16 protein-coding genes are annotated in these 18508 nt (G+C 65.3%); 5 read left to right on the top strand and 11 right to left on the bottom strand.

Going from position 1 to position 18508, the window contains the following annotated elements; translation table 11 throughout:
- The first annotated feature begins 40 nt into the window (after positions 1–40).
- Genes AC6JAM_RS13445 through AC6JAM_RS13430 form a run of 4 tightly spaced genes read left to right on the top strand, consistent with a single transcriptional unit; the run spans position 41 to position 3882 of the window.
- Positions 41–955, top strand: coding sequence for an ABC transporter substrate-binding protein (locus tag AC6JAM_RS13445; RefSeq protein WP_497934994.1), 915 nt, complete (start codon positions 41–43; stop codon positions 953–955).
- A gap of 4 nt (positions 956–959) precedes the next feature.
- Entirely contained in the window at positions 960–1922 is a 963-nt protein-coding gene (locus AC6JAM_RS13440; RefSeq protein ID WP_497934992.1) for an amino acid ABC transporter permease, read from the top strand.
- Positions 1919–2683, top strand: a complete 765-nt coding sequence (locus tag AC6JAM_RS13435; RefSeq protein WP_144600897.1) for an amino acid ABC transporter ATP-binding protein — start codon at positions 1919–1921, stop codon at positions 2681–2683. The genes AC6JAM_RS13440 and AC6JAM_RS13435 overlap by 4 nt, the downstream gene beginning before the upstream one ends.
- 23 nt (positions 2684–2706) lie before the next feature.
- Positions 2707–3882 (top strand): alpha-hydroxy acid oxidase, encoded by a 1176-nt coding sequence (locus AC6JAM_RS13430; RefSeq protein WP_134164020.1) that lies wholly within the window; start codon positions 2707–2709, stop codon positions 3880–3882.
- Between the two features lie 474 nt (positions 3883–4356).
- On the opposite strand, the gene AC6JAM_RS13425 is transcribed toward AC6JAM_RS13430, so the two are convergent.
- The 5 genes from AC6JAM_RS13425 to AC6JAM_RS13405 form a co-directional block, all read right to left on the bottom strand.
- Positions 4357–5181, bottom strand: coding sequence for a protein NO VEIN domain-containing protein (locus AC6JAM_RS13425; protein WP_497934988.1), 825 nt, complete (start codon positions 5179–5181; stop codon positions 4357–4359).
- 198 nt (positions 5182–5379) lie between these two features.
- On the bottom strand, positions 5380–6120 hold the full coding sequence (locus AC6JAM_RS13420) for a S1 family peptidase (protein ID WP_497934985.1): 741 nt from the start codon (positions 6118–6120) through the stop codon (positions 5380–5382).
- Complete coding sequence (locus AC6JAM_RS13415; protein ID WP_134164023.1) at positions 6117–6494, bottom strand: hypothetical protein; 378 nt, start codon at positions 6492–6494, stop codon at positions 6117–6119. Before AC6JAM_RS13415 ends, AC6JAM_RS13420 begins: the two co-directional genes overlap by 4 nt.
- A gap of 400 nt (positions 6495–6894) precedes the next feature.
- A complete protein-coding gene (locus AC6JAM_RS13410) occupies positions 6895–8121 on the bottom strand; it encodes a MinD/ParA family ATP-binding protein (protein ID WP_497934982.1) in 1227 nt (408 codons plus the stop codon).
- 341 nt (positions 8122–8462) lie between these two features.
- Entirely contained in the window at positions 8463–8609 is a 147-nt protein-coding gene (locus AC6JAM_RS13405) for a hypothetical protein (protein ID WP_497934980.1), read from the bottom strand.
- Between the two features lie 437 nt (positions 8610–9046).
- On the opposite strand from AC6JAM_RS13405, the gene AC6JAM_RS13400 reads away from it, so the two are divergent.
- The gene (locus tag AC6JAM_RS13400; protein WP_497934978.1) at positions 9047–10612 is read left to right on the top strand and encodes a right-handed parallel beta-helix repeat-containing protein; all 1566 of its coding nucleotides are present in this window, start codon (positions 9047–9049) and stop codon (positions 10610–10612) included.
- Between the two features lie 117 nt (positions 10613–10729).
- Here AC6JAM_RS13400 and AC6JAM_RS13395 read toward each other — a convergent pair whose 3' ends face one another.
- The 6 genes from AC6JAM_RS13395 to AC6JAM_RS13370 all read right to left on the bottom strand — a co-directional run bounded on the left by AC6JAM_RS13395 (position 10730) and on the right by AC6JAM_RS13370 (position 18004).
- Complete coding sequence (locus tag AC6JAM_RS13395; RefSeq protein ID WP_497934976.1) at positions 10730–11128, bottom strand: Hpt domain-containing protein; 399 nt, start codon at positions 11126–11128, stop codon at positions 10730–10732.
- Positions 11125–13146 (bottom strand): glycosyltransferase, encoded by a 2022-nt coding sequence (locus AC6JAM_RS13390; RefSeq protein WP_497934972.1) that lies wholly within the window; start codon positions 13144–13146, stop codon positions 11125–11127. The genes AC6JAM_RS13395 and AC6JAM_RS13390 overlap by 4 nt, the downstream gene beginning before the upstream one ends.
- On the bottom strand, positions 13146–14852 hold the full coding sequence (locus AC6JAM_RS13385) for a glycosyltransferase family 39 protein (RefSeq protein WP_497934967.1): 1707 nt from the start codon (positions 14850–14852) through the stop codon (positions 13146–13148). Before AC6JAM_RS13385 ends, AC6JAM_RS13390 begins: the two co-directional genes overlap by 1 nt.
- Entirely contained in the window at positions 14842–16863 is a 2022-nt protein-coding gene (locus AC6JAM_RS13380) for a hypothetical protein (RefSeq protein WP_497934963.1), read from the bottom strand. The genes AC6JAM_RS13385 and AC6JAM_RS13380 overlap by 11 nt, the downstream gene beginning before the upstream one ends.
- A gap of 119 nt (positions 16864–16982) precedes the next feature.
- Positions 16983–17126, bottom strand: coding sequence for a hypothetical protein (locus tag AC6JAM_RS13375; protein WP_497934957.1), 144 nt, complete (start codon positions 17124–17126; stop codon positions 16983–16985).
- A 50-nt stretch (positions 17127–17176) separates the two neighbouring features.
- Positions 17177–18004 carry an MBL fold metallo-hydrolase gene (locus tag AC6JAM_RS13370; protein ID WP_497934953.1) on the bottom strand — a complete coding sequence of 276 codons (828 nt, stop codon included), beginning with the start codon at positions 18002–18004 and terminating at the stop codon, positions 17177–17179.
- Between the last annotated feature and the right edge of the window lie 504 nt (positions 18005–18508).

Here is an 18508-nt window from a genome sequence, read left to right as displayed (position 1 = left end):
CTCCTACCACCCCTCCTCCCCCACTTCCGAAGGCGTGTAGATGATTCAGTTTCGATCGATGTTGGTGACCGTCGCCGCAGTTTCCATGGCGAGCGTGCTTCTCTCCGGGTGCTCCAACCCCGAAATGACCAGCTCAGCCCAGTCCGATGCCCCTAAAAGCCCAAGCTCCGCGGAGGCCGTCAAAGTCGACGAAGCCGCCGCCGCAGCCCTCCCCAAGGAGGCGCGGGACAGGGGAACCCTGACCGTCACCATGAGCCAGAGCTCGCCTCCCCTGCACTTCATGGCCGCCGACGGGACAACCATTCAAGGTATTGACCCGGAAATTGCCATGGCCCTGGGCCAGACGCTGGGCCTGAAGACGGAGGTCAAGAGCGGCCCCTTCGACGGCATCATCCCCGGTATTGCTGCCGGCAAGTTCGACATGGCCATTTCCCAGATGTCCCCCTCGACGGAACGCATGAAAGTGCTTGATTTCGTGGACTACTACCAGTCAGGCAGCGGCATTGGTGTGGCTCCGGGCAACCCGCAGCACCTCACGCTGGACACACTCTGCGGGAAGCGTGTTGGCGTGCTGAAGGGTTCATTCCAGGACCTCAAGCGCCTGCCTGCCCTGTCCCAGGCGTGCACTGCCACCGGCAGCCCAGCCATCGAGGCCATGACCTACCCCGATATGCAGGCCCCCAATCTCGCACTGACGGCCGGACGCATCGATGCGGTCTACATCGACGGACCCACCCTGGGCTACGCCATCAAGCAGGGCGGCCAGATCGAACTGCTCGGCGAAAAGGACGTCTCCCCCGTCAGCATCGGCTTCAAGAAGGGCGCGGGCCTGGAAAAGGCGGTGCAGCTGGGCATGGAGTCTCTCGCGAAGAGCGGCAAGTACAAGGAGATCCTCGACAAGTGGGGCGTGGGCACCGGTGCAATCTCTGACTTCGCCTTCAACAAAGCGCAGTAGCCACATGGCCAACACAGCCACGGAACCCGACGCCAAGGCACCCGCCGGTGACGCGCTGGACCGCCAGCTTCTCCTGGGCCGTCCGCACCAGCGCCACGGAGGGTTGTGGCTGACGGCGGCAATCGTCTTGTTCGCGATCTTCCTGGTGGGCTACTCCCTCGTCACCAATCCGCGGTTCGAGTGGAACGTGGTCTTCGGCTGGTTCACCTCGGAGCGGCTGTTCACGGGCCTTCTGCGGACGCTGGGACTCACGGCCATCTCCATGGCTGTGGGAATCGTCGTCGGCGTCCTGCTGGCGCTGGCCAGGCTCGCCCCGAACGCCATTGTGGCCGGGACCGCCGCGTTCCTGGTCTGGCTCTTCCGCGGGGTGCCGGTCTTCGTCCAATTGCTCTTCTGGGGTTTTATCGCCGCCATCTACCCACGGATTGCGGTGGGCGTGCCGTTCGGGCCCGAGTTCTTCTCGGTGGATGCCAACGTGCTCATCACCCCCTTCATGGCGGCAATCCTCGGCCTGGGCCTGAACGAAGGTGCCTACATGTCGGAGATCGTCCGGGCAGGGCTCCTGAGCGTCAACCGTGGACAGACGGAAGCGGCCACGGCCCTGGGCATGCGCCGGTTCGCGATACTTTCCCGGATCGTCCTGCCACAGGCAATGAAGATCATCATCCCGCCAACGGGCAACCAGACCATCTCCATGCTGAAGACCACCTCCCTCGTGAGCGTCCTGGCCTTCCCCGAGCTGCTCTATTCAGCGCAGCTGGTCTACAGCGCCAACTTCAAAACCATTCCCCTGCTTATCGCCGCAAGCATGTGGTACCTGCTGGTGACCAGCGTTCTGAGCCTTGGGCAGTTCTTCATTGAACGGCACTTCAACCGGGGCGGAATCACTTCCGGACGCATCCCCCGGCGGCCCCGCAAGCCCAAGGCGGCGAACCCCCGCACCACACCAGAGGAGGCCCGGCCATGAGTGACGTGATGATCGAAGCGCAGGGGGTCACCAAGAGTTTCGGCGACCTCGAAGTCCTCAAGGGCATCGACCTCACCATCCCCAAGGGCAGTGTGACCTGCATTATCGGGCCGTCCGGATCCGGCAAGTCCACGTTCCTTCGCTGCATCAACCAGCTGGAAACGCTCGACGGCGGATACATCCTTGTGGACGGACAGCCGGTTGGCGTGAAGATCAGGAAAGGCCGGCTGCACGCGCAGAACAACGCCGAGGCGGCGAGGATGCGCGAGAACATCGGCATGGTCTTCCAGAGCTTCAACCTTTTCCCCCACATGACGGTGCTGGAGAACATCTGCGAGGCGCCGGTCAGGGTGAAGAGGGAGAACCGGAAGGCAGTGCAGGACCGGGCCCGCGTCCTCCTGGAGCGGGTGGGGCTTTCCGAGAAGGTCCACGCCTACCCGGCGTCCCTGTCCGGCGGCCAGCAGCAGCGCGTGGCCATCGCCAGGGCACTGGCCATGGAGCCACGGCTGATGCTGTTCGACGAGCCAACATCGGCCCTGGACCCGGAGTTGGTGGGCGAGGTGCTGGACGTGATGCGCAAGCTCGCTGACGGCGGGATGACCATGATCGTGGTCACCCACGAGATCGGCTTCGCGCGGGAAGTGGGCGACCACCTGATCTTCATGGACGGGGGCGGCATCGTGGAGCAGGGCGACCCCCGGACTGTCCTGCGCGACCCCCGGCATGAACGCACCAAACAATTCTTGGCGAAAGTAATTTAGACCTTCACATTGGAGCAGGACCCTTGAGAAACAAATGGATTGTCAGCATCGATGACTACCGCAAGGCTTCCCGGAAACAGCTTCCGAAAATGATCTCGGACTATTTGGAGGGCGGCGCGCTGGACGAGACCACCATGCGCGCCAACGAGGACCGGTTCGATGCCCTGATGCTTCGCCAACGGTCAATGGTGGACCTCCGGGGACTGAACACGTCCACCACAGTGCTGGGCCATTCCCTGGCGCTGCCGCTGATGGTGGCACCGATGGGCATGCTCACCATCTTCCACCCGGGTTCGGATCCTGCCGTTGCCCGGGCCGCAGTGCGGGCGGGGTCGATTTTCATCCACAGCGCGTGGGCCGGCTGCTCGCTGGAAGAGGTGGCCAAGGTGGCCCCCAACAACCTGTGGGCGCAGATCGCCTTCTGGAAGGATCCGGAGGAAACCGCCAGCTACATCAACCGGGCCCGGGCCGTGGGGGTGGAGACCCTGGTGGTGGCGGGTGACGTGGGTTCATCGAGCAAGCGGGAACGGGACCTTCACCATGGACTGTCCATGCCGCCGCGCCCTCCGGTGGCGGACTACTTCAATGCCGCCACCCGCCCGGCCTGGCTGTGGCGCTGGCTCACCGGCCGGAAAATGACCTACGGGAACTACCAGATCAACGGCCGCCCGCTGCGCATGGACGAGATGAACAACTGGATGGCAACCAACAAGAACCCGGGTGCCACCTGGGAGGACTTCGCCAGGCTCCGGTCCGAGTGGAAGGGGAACCTGGTGATCAAGGGCATCATGGACGCCGAGGACGCGGCCCGGGCCGTGGACGAGGGCGCGGACGGCATCTTCGTCTCCAACCACGGCGGCCGGCAGTTCGACTCCCAGCCCGCCACCATCGATGTGCTGCCCTCCATCGCGGACGCTGTCGGCGGCCGGGCGGAGATCTATCTCGACGGCGGCATCCGGCGCGGCCACGACATCGTCAAGGCAGTGGCACTGGGCGCCAAGGCGGCACTGGCCGGGCGCCCGTTTGCCTACGCCCTCGCCACGGGCGGGGAGCCTGCCGTGGACCGGGTGTTCGGCATCCTGCAGGACGAGCTCAAGGGGGCGATGGGGTTCGTGGGCAAGTCATCCGTTGCGGACCTGGACAGCAGCATCTTTGCAGGGCGCAGCACGTCAGCCGTGCCCGAGAGCCTGCTCGTGTAGAAGCATGAATCTGTCTTCAGTAACTGCCCGCTTCCCCGACGGGAGGCGGGCAGTTCTCGTCGAAGGCTTCCGCGTACAACTGCGAGGCTTCCCGTTCCATCCGGGCCCCACGAACGTGGCCAGGTTCAGGCGCGAGTTGCCGTCCAGCATCACCTCGTCGTGCACCACCTGGTAGGCGGTGCCCGGCAGCGACTCCCCGTCCGGAATGGTGAAGCGCGGAAAGAGGGTGGACTCCCCCGGCCCGCTGAATAACGGGGTCAGCTCCACATTCGTTTTCGGGCTCGTGCCGTTCGCTCGGGTGTGACGTCATCATGTCCAGTTCCTTCGCCGCCGTCGTCCGCAGGCAGGCGCCTGCGGCTGCACTTCCGCTGTTCCCATGCACCCGGGACAAACGGCAGCAGGGCGGAGGGTTTGGACACGGGAGAAGGACGACGGCGGCACGCACCGGTTGCGAGCGCGTTGCGACGGGTGCCTTCAGCTCAATCTGTCGGGAAGAGTCCAGTCAAAGTCTCGCGGACGGAGGTCCCGATCTTCTGGAGCAAGATCAACAACCCTGAATGATCCCGCCTCGAAATCCACCACCCCGTCTATTAAACGCATGCCTGACCACACGCCTATTCGGCACTGCCCGGGGTGCTTGCGGGCATGGTCCACCTCATTGCGCGTCAAGATAACGGATTGTCCTGCACTCTGTGTGCCCTTGGCTTCGAGGTAAATCACTTCCGTTCCCCTGACTGCTACGGCGTCGTACGGACGGTTCAGTCGCGTATCGGTGACGGTCCAGCCTCGCTCCCGGTAGTAGCGCATCAAGCGGTCCTGCGCTGCATTCTCGATTGCTCGTCGGGCGGCGGCATCCATTTGGAGCCCTTGGCCGCTTGCTCCGGGCCGGTCCCAAGCCTCGAGAGGATCTTCGTCGGGGCGCTCAGCCACAGGGTCCAGGCCGTACTGGATTGAGTTCCTGCTGTCGTATGTGACGCGTGTTCCAATTAGGGCGTCGTGAACGTAATCTCCAGCACGCAGGACATGGCCGAGAAGCGCCTTTTTTGGTCTCCCCGGCATGCCTGTCAACACCTGGTGCTTCGGGTCGTCCAACGCAGCGACCAGAACAACCATGCCTTGGTAATTGAGCGCCGCCCAGCGTTCACTTGCGATGCGGTCTGCGTCCAAGCGGTAATCTCCGCGGTTGTGATCCCAAAGTTCCTCCGGTGTCGCGTCCGGGTTATAGCCGTACCATGCGCGCCCAAGCGGGTCGTCGTTTTCCGCTGCAGTCAGGCTGCTGAGCCTGATGTGAATCACCATGCTTCGAGTATCCAAGACCGAAGGGCAGGAACTGCGAATGCGCGCTGTGTTCTCTGGCCGTGCTGCTAGACACCGATCGCAGGGGGCTTCCTCATTTGAGGTTACGAGGCAGCAGCGTTCCAGTATTCAGTATTACGACGGCAGACACCCGTCCACTTCCAGCAGTTCCTGAGACTACGACCTGTTGGGTTCCCATCTTTAATCACAGCCAGCCTCGTTCGAGAACTTCGAAGGATCCTTGAGTACTTGGTTGAGAGCCTCTACCGGCACCGCAATGTACTGGCCGCCCCCGCCGGCATACGCAACTCCCACGAGCTTCCCTGAGGAGTTGACAAGGGGACTGCCTGAGCTGCCGTGCTCTATAGGTGCGCTGTTGTACATCATCTGCAGAGGTGACGAACCTAGAGGGTCGCTACCGTATCGCAGAACCTTCCCGTTCGTGGTGGTTAGCTCGCCACCAAGGGGATATCCAATCGCCGTAACCTCGGACCCAGCCTGAGGGTTTGATAGCGCGAGTTGGAGCGTGGCCGGTAATGACTCCTTCGTCCAGACCAGAGCAAGATCGGCGACAACGGCCGCGCCTACCGCGTTGACCGTGAGATCTCTGCCGTCATACGTGCTCACCTGCAGGAGCGCTGCCCCGCCAACAACGTGGCGGTTAGTGACGAACACATGGTCTGCGATGGCGAACCCTGATCCGCTGGAGACTCCACCACAGCCCACATTGCGAACCCGCAGCGCAGCACGCTCATAGGTGCTGAATCCGGACGTGCTACCAGCCGGGGTCGGCGCAGTTGGCGCGGCTACCGACTGTATTGGCGCGACAGTTGGCGAGGGAATCGGTGAGGGCGGCGGAGGCACGGGGGCAAGACCACAGCCCGATATCACCAGCAGAGCAAGTACGACCGCGCAAGCAATGCGCAGTCTCCTGAAACTCATTTCAAGCCCTGGATGGTCCGTGTAAGGCTGTCGCTGTCTGCCCGCGCAGTGTTGCATGCTGAATTCACGCCCTGCACGAAACTAACCAGCGAGGCTTGCTCGTAGGCAGTGTAGTTCACGAGATAGGTTTGCAGCTTTTGCAGGTCGCGGATGCAGGTGGACATCTCCGTGCTGACGTTTTGAGACGTAACAACAACTTCCGCAAGAAATGCAGTACTGTCCCCGAGTTGCGCTTTCTCGTTCGCTAGGGAGCGGATTCGGGCGTTCGCGTCGTTTAGCTGGTTCGTGGTGTCGGTCAGCTTACCGTTGGCTGTCCTCAACTGATCCGTCAGGGAGGCGTTTTTCGCCGACAAGCCGTCGCGCTCCGCGGTCATTGAGGCAAGACTACGTGAAGCCTTGTCCGAGCTTGCCCGCCACTTATCCGCGGAGTTAGTACTGTAAGCGTACGCTGCACCGAGGACGCTTACGAGCACAGCCAGCACGACGATAGCCAGGACGAACGGCCATTTCCGGGGCCTCCGCTGGCTCGGTTGGGAATCCCCACCCATCGGCGGTACATATACCGGCGCCGACTCATTGTTCATTTAGGTCCCCCATCAGGTTTCTGCCTACAGCTAGGCAAAATTATGGGGTCATGTCAGCCCGTACAACCAATAGGCTCCGTCACGTTTCGGACATGGGACGCTGGGACCGCCTAGGGCCGGCGGGTCGCCTGCGTATCCGGGGCCCAGAACCTCGCGCCGACGCGGGACCTTTCGCAGAAAGGTAGAAGGCCTACCGGTACCCGTCCACGATCGCAGCGGCAATTTCCTTGTACGCCCGCCGGGTCTCCGGCTTCAGCACGTCAAGGGTCACCAGATCGCCATCAGCAACACCGCGGTCGTGAGGAACGGCGATAAGTTCGCGGCAGATCCCAGACAGGTGCTCTTCGATCGCGTCCTTGTCCACCCGGGAGGACACCTCGTCCTTGTCCGTGATCACCACAATGGCGTTCCGGGCCAGGTCCTCGTAGCCGTGGCTGGCCAGCCAGTGCAGGGTGCTGCGGGCCCGCTTGGCACCGGACACCGCATAGCCGGCGGCGATCACCAGGTTGTCGGCCGACTGCAGGATGCCGCTCATCGCGTTGTGGGTTACGCCGGTGCCGCAGTCGGTGAGCGCTACCGAGTAGTAGCCGGAGATGAGCTTGCGGATCCGCAGGTACTCCTCGGCCGTCAGCGAGTCCGAAACTTCCGGGTCCTGCTCCCCCGCAATCAGGTGCAGCCGGCCGGCGTGGTGCATGTACCGGGCAAGCGCCGTCAGCGAGTCAATGGATTCAATGTTCTCCAGCAGGTCCGTGATAGTCCGCGGGCTGGCCTGCTGGTAGATGCCCTCACCCAGGGCGCGCTCCACCAAATCGCCGGAGTCCGGGTTGGCGTCGATGGCGCAGGGCGCGTCGCCGCGGTATTCGGCCAGGGTCAGGCCCACGCCCACGGTGGTGGAGGTCTTGCCGATGCCGCCCTTGAGGCTGAGGATGGCGGTGTTGTAGCTGCCCTGGAGCTGCCTGGAAATCCGGCGCCCCAGCTCGTCCTCCTGCCGCTGCTTGGGCCCCGGGCCAAGGTTCCAAGCGCCTCCGGTCAGGTTGTACAGCGCCCCACGGATGCCACCCTTGGGTCGGGGCTTCTGCTCCTTGACGAACAGGCCCGGCGAACTGATGAAGTCCGGCAAGGGGACTTCGGCGATCGTGTCCGCCACGGTAGGACGGCTGCGGCGGAAGGCAGGAGCGTCCGACGGCGGCGCGGCAGCTTCGCGGGCAGCGTCACCTGAAACATCGACCGGCGGCGCGGAGGGAACAGACGCGATTGGATCCGCGGCGGGTGGCGCAGGAGGGGCCGGTGCAGGTGATGGTGCCCGCGACGGCTTGGTGGCATCGGCTGCGGCAGCCGCTGCCGCCCAGGACGTGCGGCGAGTAGCTGGCGTCCCGGCGCCGTTGGAACTGGAAGGGGAAGGGGTTACTGCTGGCATGGTTCCTGTCCAGGCATCGTCCACTGAGCCGTCGGCACGACGAAGGTCGCGGCGTCGGCGCAGTTGCGGCTGCCCTGCATCCTCTGCTGGGGCGCCTGCATTCTGATCCGCCGGTTCTGGCATGTCTGTCCCCCCGGACGATCGGCAAACTGTTATGCAGCACTAGTTCAAACAGTAAGTCTAGGCGCTGGGACCGGGTTACCCAGCCAGGCTGTTTAGTTAGTGGTGCGTGAGGGCGGCCGCTACCACCGCGACGGTGAGGACCAGGAGGACGGCAAGAATGGTGTACCCCACCCACTTGGGACGGCCTTTGTGGGGGTTGATGTCGACGTACGGCATGGTCAGCGTTGATTACCTCTGGGTGCGGGCCGGACGGGGATCCGGAGTGCGCGGCGCTTGAGCCGCAGCATTTGGTAGAGGACTGCGAAGGGGACCAACAAGGTGCCGAGCAGTGCGCAGAGCGCCAGGGCATAGTCTTCAAAAGCCACAACAGTCTCCATTGGTGATAGTGAGCCCCCTGTATAGACCCAACCAGACAAGAACGTAATTGACAAATTGCGTCAAAAACTCAAGGTTTCCTCAAGACGCCGCCTTTTCGCCGCACCCGCACGGGGACCGCGGCGGCTCTTAGGATCGGAGAGAAACCCCCGGCTAATCGCGTCCTCACCCCCGAAACAAACCTTGGATTGCCCTTGTGAAAGCGCATTCCCCGTGTTTGAATCGTTCCATCTTCGGGATTCGGGACATGTCAGCGGGGCTGCGGGGCCGCCATCCTTTCCCGGGCGCACCAGAACCATGGCCACCACTCCCGGCCTTCTTGTGGTGCGCACAGCGCTTTGTCACATCGATAAAGGGACATCCCTAAAGGTCTCCCCCAGAGCATTTTTTCCAGATGATTCGACATACATACAAAGGAGTAATGTGCGTGAAAAAATCGAAGCGGATAGCTGCTGCAGTGGCCGGTGCCTGTGTGATGGGGGCATTGTTCGTCGTTGACCCCGCCAGCGCGAGTCCGGCGGAACAGCCTCCGGCCCCGGACCTGTCAATGCTCAGCGCGGTGGCGGCAGCGCCCTCACCGGATGCGCACGCCTATTTCATCTCGCCGAGCGGAAGCGACAGCAACCCGGGAACACAGAGCGCTCCCTTCAAGACGCTGATGAAAGGGCAGGCAGCAGCGTCGGCCGGAGACATCGTCTACATCCGTGGCGGAATCTACAACCAGTTCGAAATACCCGAAACTAACAATCCGTTCGAAGACGTGTACCACTACGTCAATGACATCTATAAGAGCGGGATCACCTACGCGGCATACCCGGGGGACGCCCGGCCGGTTTTCGATTTCAGCAACGTGCCCACCGATCAGCGCGTGGCCGGCTTCTACATCGAAACGGCAGTGACCGGCGTGAACTTCGTAGGATTCGATGTGACCGGAGTCCAGGTGGGCGCCCAAAAGCAATCGGAGGCTTTCAGGATTGCCGGCGGCGCCAACTTCCTCAACATGGCGGCCCATGACAACGAGGCAATCGGCTTCTACTACACGCTCAACGGAACGGGCGTTGTCCTGAACAGCGACTCGTACAACAACATCGGCCCCACCGCCCTGTCGGCCGGAAATACTGACGGCTTCGGTGCCCACGCAAAGAACGTGTGGTTCATCAATGACCGGGCGTGGCACAACAGTGATGACGGCTTCGACAGCATCACCTCAGAAGGCCGGGTGGCCTACATCAACGACTGGTCGTTTGACCACCACGGCAACCAGAACGGCGTGGGTGACCAGAACGGATTCAAGGTGGGCGGCTACGCATACCGCACCACCGGGCTCCCCGATCCGATTCCACTGCACACAGTTATCAACAGCCTGGCCGCCGATAACGGCGCCAACAACTTCTACGCCAACCATCAGCCGGGACAATCGGCGAATTGGATCAATAACACGGCCTACAAGCCCGGGTACGGCGCCAATTTCAACATGCTGGAGCGCGTGAGTCCAACAAGCCCGGAGAACATTCCGGGCTACCGGGAGGTCCTGCACAACAACGTGGCCTACTCCGGCCCGTTGACCTCAAACGACAACACTCCGGCGGAGAACGAGACGAACAATTCGTGGACGATTGATGGCGGCCTGAGCGTGGCTGCCGGAGACTTCGAGAGCCTGGACATGCAGCAGCTGACCGCTCCCAGGAAGGCGGACGGCTCACTCCCGGACGTGACGTTCATGAAGCCTGTGGCTGGCAGCGCGCTGCAGGAGCACGGGTTGGGCTACCTCGCGGACAAGGGCGATCCCTTTGCGACGCTGGAGAAGCTGGTGACCACCTACAGCAGCTCCGGAGACATTGATAACCAGGGCCTGCGGGACAGCCTCGTGAGCAAGCTTCAGGACCATGCGCTGGCCGCCTTTACCCAGGAACTGAAGGCACAGCGGCAAAAGCACATCAGTGACTATGCCGCCGATACCCTGACCCTGGTGGCGGACGCGCTGGCAGGGTAAGGCGTGCCCGCCTGAAACCGCGGCGGGACGTTGTCCGGGGCACATCGTACAGATGCGTCCCGGACAACGGTTGCGCCCGGCCAAGGTCCGGTGGAGCCGGCCCCTGTGGGCTTGACCTCAGGGCTGCAGCAGGCCGTTGACGACGACGGTACCGGCTTTCAGAACGGCGGCGACGGCGGGTGCCAGCACATCGAGCAGGGGTTCCGCGGCTACCCAGTCGCCCCGGCAGACCAGCGCCTCCATGGCCTCGGCGAGCGCCGCCAGCTGCAGGGCGCCCACCATGGTGGAGGTGACCTTGAGGCTGAGCGCCCGGTCCATGGCAGTCTCGTCGTCGGCCGCGCACACGGCGTTGCTGACCTTGGCCAGCCGGTCCGGCAGCATCTCCAGGTAGGCGCCCAGGAACTCGTGTGCACCGGCGGGGCTGTCCAGTTCCTCCCCCAGGTGGCGGACCCGCTGTGGGTCCAGGACCGGAAGCTCCAGGGTTGAGGGGTCCAGCACGGAAAGGTGCACGTTCATGCGGACCACCGCCCGTCGTCGTGGTATTCCTCGTCCAGGCCGTGCGGGGTCTTCTCCCACTTGTGCGGGCTGGAGAGCATCTGCCAGGCCGCACGCCACGCGGCCACGGCGTGCAGCACCCAGTACGCCGGGTTGAGCAGCGCGAAGATGGCGATCCGCCAGCCATGCCGCCGCCAGGTGGCGATGCCGGACACCAGGATCATCATGGCGTTGCCGAACAGCATGGACACCACCCCGCCCAGCAGCAGCCATTCGGGCAGCACCAGGCCCACAAAGTTGTAGCCCACATAGGTGACGATGGTGAAGCCGAGCACCAGCGGGTAGGCCAGGAACGCCAGCGGGGTGCCCAGGATCAGGCCCAGGAAGCCGACGGCGCCGGCCACCCCCGTGCGCTTGACGTACCGGACGGTGTTGCGAGTGTTCACGGCCGCGGTGACCATGTATCCCTTGATCCAGCGGGTCCGCTGCTTGATCCATGCCGGCACCTGCGAGCAGGCTTCCTCCCAGGTGGTGGAGTTGATGACGCCCACCCGGTAGCCTTCGACGGCGGCGCGGAGCCCCAGGTCCGCGTCCTCGGTGACGTTCCACGGGTCCCAGGCACCCACGAGCCGCAGCAGCCGGGTGTCGAAGTGGTTGGAGGTGCCGCCCAGCGGCAGCGGGATGCCGGAGCGGTCCAGGCCGGGGAGCATGGAGTCGAACCAGTGCGTGTATTCGATGGCGAAGAGCCGGGTGAGCACGTTCTGGTCCGCGTTGAAGTAGTTCAGGGCGGCCTGCACGCAGATCAGCGGCCGCCGGTCCGGGGCCAGGTAGCGGCGTTCGAAGGCGTCCTGCCGGAACGCGTCAATGGCCGCGCGGAGCTGTCCCGGGTCCGGCCGGTCCTCGGCGTCGTAAATCACCACGTACTCGCCGCGTGCGAAGGTGAGGCCGTAGTTGCAGGCCCGCGGCTTGGTCTGCGGCTCGCCGCGGGGCACCACCAGGATCCGCACGTATTCGGGCGGCCGGGAGCGCTTGGCGGCCTCGATGGTTTCGGTGTCGTCCTCTTCGAGCAGCACCAGCACGTCCAGCTTGGAGCGCGGATAGTCCAGTTGTTCCAGGTTGGCGAGCAGCTTGTTGATGATGTTGGCCTCGCGGAACACCGGAATCAGGATGGTGTACACGGGCAGTTCACCGTCGGGGATCCGCCCGGCCAGCCCGAACGGGTCACCCAAAGCCCCGGTCCCCACGCCGCGCCGTTCCAGTTCCCGGGCTTGTGCCTTGGCGGCGGCCCTGTCATGCAGCGCGTCGAACGGCTGGCGGAGGCTGGCCAGAGTCTTGAATCCGATGCTCACCAGGAACACTACGTTCACGGCGGTGAGCAGCACGATCACGGTCAGCTGCGCATCGAGGAGCAGCCCGCCCAGGAGGCAGCTGAGCAGGACGGCGGGCAGGAGCCGCTGCCACAGGTTCAGGGCGGTGCGGGCGGAGCCGTCCGGTTGTTCCTCGGCCAGGCGTTCGGCGGATTCGTAGAGCAGGTGGTTGCGGAAGGCACGCTGGATGGAGTGGTTGATGTCCCAGTCGGTGGTGGTGCGGAACACCACATGTTCGGCCCCGGGGATGCGGAGGGCGGCGCGGCGGATCTCGTCGCTGGGTTTGACGGCGGTGGCCACGGTGAGGACGCCGTCTTCCAGGTGCCAGGGCAGCCAGCCGGGCTCGGACACCTCGGTGAAGCTCAGCTGTTCCAGCAGGGCGTCGTCCGAGGGGTGGTGCACCAGGTCCACCAGGGGCGCGTCCCATTGCTCGGCCAGCACCTGGTAGACGTGCCGCCGGTTCAGCCCGGTTTCCAGGATGATGTGCCGGCCCAGCAGGCCGCCTTCGGTGTTGGCGCGTTCCAGGGCGCGGTCCAGCTGCTCCAGGGTGATCAGCCCGGCCATGAGCAGCGACTGGCCCAGCGCCACGGACTGCACGCCCACGCCGTCGTCGTAGGAACCGGCGGGACCACCGGCGCGGGCGGTGGAGAGGACCGGGGCCTGCTCTGCCATCAGTTGACGGTCCTTTCGTAGATCCGGTGCGTGGGGCTGGAGAACACCACGGCGTAGCGGGCGTTGAACGTGGGGCTGGCGCTGATGGCCTGGTGCACCAGGTCCGTGAACCCGGAGTCCAGGGGCGCGTCCTCGCCTTCGACGTTCACCAGCACCCATTTGGCGTACTTGGCCGGGTCCTGCAGGGCGGGGCCAAAGTGGTCGCCGGCGGCCCGGTTGTAGATGTTGGCGAGCGGGATGCCCATCATGGGGAGCACGGCGTTCCCGCGGGCGCTTTCGTCCAGGAGGATCCCGCCGCCGTCGTAATGCTGTTTCAGCCAGCGGGCCGCGGCGAAGGAGTAGGTGTTGGAGTCGTGGGACATGCGGCCCTCGGCCAGGATGGCCAGCCTGCCGGCGGGGTCCTGCAGCCACCACGCGTTTTGCCCGGCCAGGGCGAGCAGGAGGAACGCCACCATCCAGGAACGGGTCCGACGGCGGCGGGTCACCTGGTGCACGAACGCCGCCACCAGCACGGCGGCCAGGGGCAGCGCGGTGAGGGCGAAGCGGTTGTTCCACCAGGTGCTGGGGAGCGAATGGTCGTTGTTGATGGCGGTCTGGCCCAAGTAGAGGCTGACCAGGGCGAAGGCGTAGGCGCTGCCGGTGACGGCCACCAGCAGGGTGCTGGTGGCCAGCCCGCGCCGGTACACCACCACCAGGGCGCCGCAGGCCGCGGCGGCGAGCACCACCACGCCCAGGGTTTCGAGCAAGGACCAGTGGAACGTCCAGAGGGTCAGGCCCAGGTTGCCCTTGGTGGGGAGCAGGCCGCCGTCGGTGATGTTCTTCTGCTGGGCGTAGGCGGAGTACTGGCCGAACATGAATTCCAGCGGGTTGCCGTAGATGGCCCAGTTGTAGGAGAGCCACCAGAGGACGGCGGCGGCGGGGACCATGGCGTAGGCGGCGGCCATCTTGGTGGCCTCGCGCCACTGGCGGGAGCGGCGCAGCTCGGTGACCAGGACGAACAGGGTGCCGGTGAGTACCAGCGCCCAGCCTTCGTAGCGGGAGAGCACGGCGGCGCCGGACGGGATCCCGGCGAACACGGCCAGCTCGCCGGCGCTCATGCGGCGGCGGCTGGTGGCCCAGTGCGCCAGGCCTGCCATGCCGGCCACCAGGCACATGAGCAGCACGGGTTCGGTGAGGGCGGTGGTGTAGGTGTAGAGGATGGCGGGGTTGGCCAAGAGGACCAGAACAGCGGCCAGCCGGCCGGTGCGTCCGTAGCCCACGCGGGCGCAGATCCGGTAGAGCCCGGAGGCGGTGGCGGCCAAGGCGATGATGCCCAGCACGCAGGCGCCCCAGCCGCTGCTGAACATCCAGAGGTTGATGATGAACGGCATGAGCAGCAGGTGCGGCATGGGCAGCCACACGGTGCCGAGTTGTTCGAACCCGGGGGCTTTGCTGTCGAACACGCGCCGGGCGATGGTGAGGTGGCTTTGCGCGTCCGAGTAGTCCAGGTTGCTGCCCTGCCCGGTGGTGTAGAGGCAGGCGAGGAAGCCGACGGCGGCCGCCACCACGGCGATGGCGGCCGTCCCAGGGACGCGGCGCCCGGCAGCCGGGGCCCCCAGGGCGGTCCAGGTGCGGCGCAGCCATGGGGTCCGCTCCCCCGCCGGCGCGGCCGGTCCGGCCGGCGCGTCCGTCAGGGGTGCGGCGGCCGCCTGAAGGTCACTGGCCATGGGCGGTGTCCGCGGCGGCCTGTTCCAGGGCGTCGGCGTGGGCGCGGGCGGCACGGCGGTGGCGACGCCGGAGCAGCACCCGGGTGCCGGCGGCCAGGATGAGTGCGGCGGCTGCGGCGGCGAGCCAGAGTGCCAGCGGCCGGAAGCCGTCGGTGACTTCGGCCTGGGGGGTGATGGCGTTGGTTTCCAGCAGCACGGGGTTGCCGGTGGTCTGGGTGACCAGGAGGTTGCGGGACAGGGAGCTCCAGCCGCCGGGCTGCTGCTGGATGTAGCTGGCCAGGCTGGCCTGCAGGGTTCCGGGGGTGTCGGTTGCCGCGGACGTGCCGCCGGTGGTGTCCGGGGCCCAGCCGCCCAGGAGCAGGAGGTTGCGGCCGTTGTGTTCGTAGGCTTCCAGGGCGCCGTAGGGGGCGGTGGTGCCTACGCCGTATTCGATGTCTTTGCTGGAGACGGTGCGGAACCCGCCGAGCCGGAGCGGGGCGCCTGCCTGTTCGGCGGTGGCGGGGGTGGCGCCCACCAGGAGGCCGGAGTGGCTGGAGTCCAGCAGGGCGGCGGGGGTGGTGAGGCGGACGTCCAGGAGGGCGTCGTTGTCGCGTTGGAGGGAGAACGCCAGCGTGGCGGCGTTGATGGTGTTTTCCTGGGCGGTAGCGCCGGCGTCGAACGCGATGGGGAGGGTGGTGCCCAGGACCTGGGGGAAGCGGGCGAAGCCGGGCTTAATGGAGTGGCCGCGCTGGGCGGTGAGTTTGCTGCCGGTGGTGTCCACGGTCAGTTCCATGGGGAGCAGGCCCGCGGGGCCGGAGCAGTCGCCGCCGGCGGGGAGGGCGGTGAGGCGCAGGCGGAGCCCGTTGCGGGACTGGATGTGGCCGGCGGGGACGTCGGCGGTGATGTCGAAAGTGTCACCGTCCAGGGTTTGGGAGCTGAGGAGGTAGTCGTTCCAGTAGACGGAGAGTGCGGCCTGCCCGCCGGTGGGGATGGCGGTGTGGGTGCCGCGGAGCTGGAGGCTGATGGCGGAGACGGGGCCGCCGAACTGGGACTGGTTGACGCCCAGGTAGGTTTCCTGGGTTCCGTAGCCGGCCAGCCGGATGGCCTGGGCGCCCAGGTCCGTGAAGGTTTGTTCGGGTCCGGCGGCGGCGGGGACGGTGGCGGTCATGCCGGTGACGGTGGCGCCGTCCGCCAGGGCGGATTTGGTGTCTGCCAGGGCGCGGGCGGCGGTGCGGAGGCCCTCACCGGTGCCGGTGATGGTGAGGGCGGGGCGGCCGGCCTGGGTGCCGAGCATGGTGCTGGCGGCGCCGTCCGTGCTGCTGATGGTGATGATGCGGGAGCCGGCGGGGAGGGCGGCGGCCTGGGCGTCCACGTCCGACGGCGGCACGAGCTTGAGTGCGGCGTCCGGGTAGCGGTGGGCCATGGCGGCGGAGGCGGCGAGGATGCCGACGGAGACGTCCGTGGCGGGCTCGGCCGGGACGGGAATGAGGATGGCGGGCACGGAGGGGGCCAGGAATTCGGCCACGGTGGTGGGCGCGGTTTCGGTGCCCTGGGTGGTGAGGCTGAGGCTGCTGAGGGTGGCGGTGGACTGGGTGGCGGTGCAGACGTCCCGGACGGCGGGGGTGTATTCGAGGGCCAGGACCAGCTGGTGGTCGGTGAAGTCCGCCGCGCTGACGGGGGCGTCCAGTGCGATGGTTCCGTTGGCGGGTGCTTCGAGGAGGGGGCGGCCCTGGGCGCTGACGCGGATGGTGCCGGTGGTGGGCTGGCCGGTGACGGCGATGCTGCCGGTGATGCGGGCGGGCTGCAGGCCGTGGGCCACCGGGACGGCGAGCTGCTGGCCGGATTGGCCGGGCATGGCCGAGACGGAGCCCAGGCTGGCGGGGGCGGTGGCCGGGTTGGTGTGGGTGGCGGCGACGCGTTCCGCAGGTGCTGCGGTGGGAGCGGCGGCTGCGGCGGTGGCGGGCTGGAATGGGACGGCGGCAAGCAGTGCACAGGTGAGAACAACGCTCCCTGCCCGGAGACGTGAGAGCATGCCTCCACCTTGGCGGGGCGAACTCAATTTACCCTGCGGTGCACCCTCAAGGTTGACTCAAGAATGGGTGTTTGTGCAGGTCAGGACTGCATTTAGGGTTCTGTGTGCCGGTGGCGCGCTTACCGCTCCACAGCCATCAGGACCACCCCGATAGTGGCAACGGCCAGGGCGGCCAGTGCCACATAGGAGATGAACCTCAGCCTGCGCTGCCGTGCATCCCGCTTCGAATAGCGAACGTCGTAACTTCCCCCGTAGCGGCCCATGCGCTGACCATAGGACGCCAACCTCAAGATTGGCCGGGAACTGCCGTTTGTTAAGAGGCGTCGTGGCTGCTGCGCCAGTTCTCCTGGAGCCGCTTGATGAACCACCGGGACTGTTCGGGGCCGTAGGGCAGGACGGGAATGGCTTTGGTGGCGTCGTTGGGGGTGTCGCGGATGGACTGACGGGCCTGACGGACGGCGGTGGTCATGGTGTTGGCCATGGTTTTGACGAACTGGTCGCTGCAAGGCTTGCCGTGGCCGGGAATCAGGAATTCGTAACGGTGCCGTAGAGCCGAGATGTGCCTGAGGGCATCGGCCCATTCCTCGGGGTAGGAGTCCTCGAAGGAGGGGTGGGCGCCTTGTTCCACCAGGTCACCTACGTAGAGAGTGGTGGGCGTTCCCACGAGGAGATCACCGTCGGTGTGGCCTCGGCCCAGGTAGAACAGGGTTGCCGTGAGGCCGCCGAGGTCCACCAGGACGGGCTGGTCTTTGACGATGGCGTTGGGGACCACGAGTTCGACGTTCTCGCCTTCACCGGCTGCCATCTCCGGCTCGAGCGTTCCAACGTGCCGGCGCTGCAGGTCACCGCGCTGGTCAATTTCGGTGGCGCAGTTCTGGTGCGCCCAGAATTCTGTCACCCCGGCTTCGGCGAAGACGGCGTTGCCGAAGAAGTGGTCGTAGTGCGCGTGGGTGTTGACGACCACGAGCGGCAGGTCTGTCTTCTCCCTGACCGCGTCCAGGATTTCGCGCCCCTGGCGGGGGCCGCATCCAGTGTCGATGACCATGGCGCGTTCGGATCCGACGATCAGGCCCGTGTTCAGGAGGGATCCTTCGGTGACCAATAAATAGTTGTCCGTGCCGACTTCGAGCCATTCCGACATTGTTTCTCCGTACCTCCGGCAAGAAGTGTGCGTTCGTCTAGGTGACCGATTCTACCCAGCAAATCGCATAGCCGCCTCTGCGATTGCCAACGGAACGTTGCCGCTATCAAGATGACGAATCGATACCTGTCGCTTTTCAGCTGGAGTTGGTCATCTTGAGGTTTAGGACTAGGGAGTCCTTTGGTCCATTCGGCCGATCATGGATCAGATGATCCGCCTGTTCGCATTGACCACCCCGAATCGGGAAGTTCACCGCAAGTCTTATAAAAGAATAGGTTCAGGGGACAACCTGCTCGACCCGGACTCACCGAGAAGAATCATTACGCGATGAGGCAGCATTAGCCCTAGCTTTCTGTTCAGACGGGCAGTCCGCCTCAATAGGCCGACAGACCAGTCGGTCACCAGGACCTAGATAGTACTTTGCAGAACACGCGCCGTCCGACGTGATGGGATCTGATGTTTCGTCAAGGTTCGATTCCGCACGGCGCGAGACTAACGCTTGAC

The sequence above is a fragment of the Arthrobacter sp. GmRoot5-12 genome, assembly GCF_059739365.1.
The sequence above is the reverse complement of the archived record's forward strand: the minus strand, read 5'-3'. Positions and strand labels throughout refer to the sequence as shown.

Excerpts from the sequence above, each read along its gene's own strand:
- AC6JAM_RS13415 (WP_134164023.1), bottom strand. The coding sequence starts at position 6,494 with ATGACCGCGGAGCGCGACGGCTTGTCGGCGAAAAACGCCTCCCTGACG.
- AC6JAM_RS13425 (WP_497934988.1), bottom strand. The coding sequence starts at position 5,181 with ATGGTGATTCACATCAGGCTCAGCAGCCTGACTGCAGCGGAAAACGAC.
- AC6JAM_RS13395 (WP_497934976.1), bottom strand. The coding sequence starts at position 11,128 with ATGAACGTGCACCTTTCCGTGCTGGACCCCTCAACCCTGGAGCTTCCG.
- AC6JAM_RS13420 (WP_497934985.1), bottom strand. The coding sequence starts at position 6,120 with ATGAGTTTCAGGAGACTGCGCATTGCTTGCGCGGTCGTACTTGCTCTG.
- AC6JAM_RS13370 (WP_497934953.1), bottom strand. The coding sequence starts at position 18,004 with ATGTCGGAATGGCTCGAAGTCGGCACGGACAACTATTTATTGGTCACC.
- AC6JAM_RS13375 (WP_497934957.1), bottom strand. The coding sequence starts at position 17,126 with ATGGGCCGCTACGGGGGAAGTTACGACGTTCGCTATTCGAAGCGGGAT.
- AC6JAM_RS13385 (WP_497934967.1), bottom strand. The coding sequence starts at position 14,852 with ATGGCCAGTGACCTTCAGGCGGCCGCCGCACCCCTGACGGACGCGCCG.
- AC6JAM_RS13435 (WP_144600897.1), top strand. The coding sequence starts at position 1,919 with ATGAGTGACGTGATGATCGAAGCGCAGGGGGTCACCAAGAGTTTCGGC.
- AC6JAM_RS13410 (WP_497934982.1), bottom strand. The coding sequence starts at position 8,121 with ATGCCAGCAGTAACCCCTTCCCCTTCCAGTTCCAACGGCGCCGGGACG.
- AC6JAM_RS13445 (WP_497934994.1), top strand. The coding sequence starts at position 41 with ATGATTCAGTTTCGATCGATGTTGGTGACCGTCGCCGCAGTTTCCATG.
- AC6JAM_RS13440 (WP_497934992.1), top strand. The coding sequence starts at position 960 with ATGGCCAACACAGCCACGGAACCCGACGCCAAGGCACCCGCCGGTGAC.
- AC6JAM_RS13390 (WP_497934972.1), bottom strand. The coding sequence starts at position 13,146 with ATGGCAGAGCAGGCCCCGGTCCTCTCCACCGCCCGCGCCGGTGGTCCC.
- AC6JAM_RS13380 (WP_497934963.1), bottom strand. The coding sequence starts at position 16,863 with ATGCTCTCACGTCTCCGGGCAGGGAGCGTTGTTCTCACCTGTGCACTG.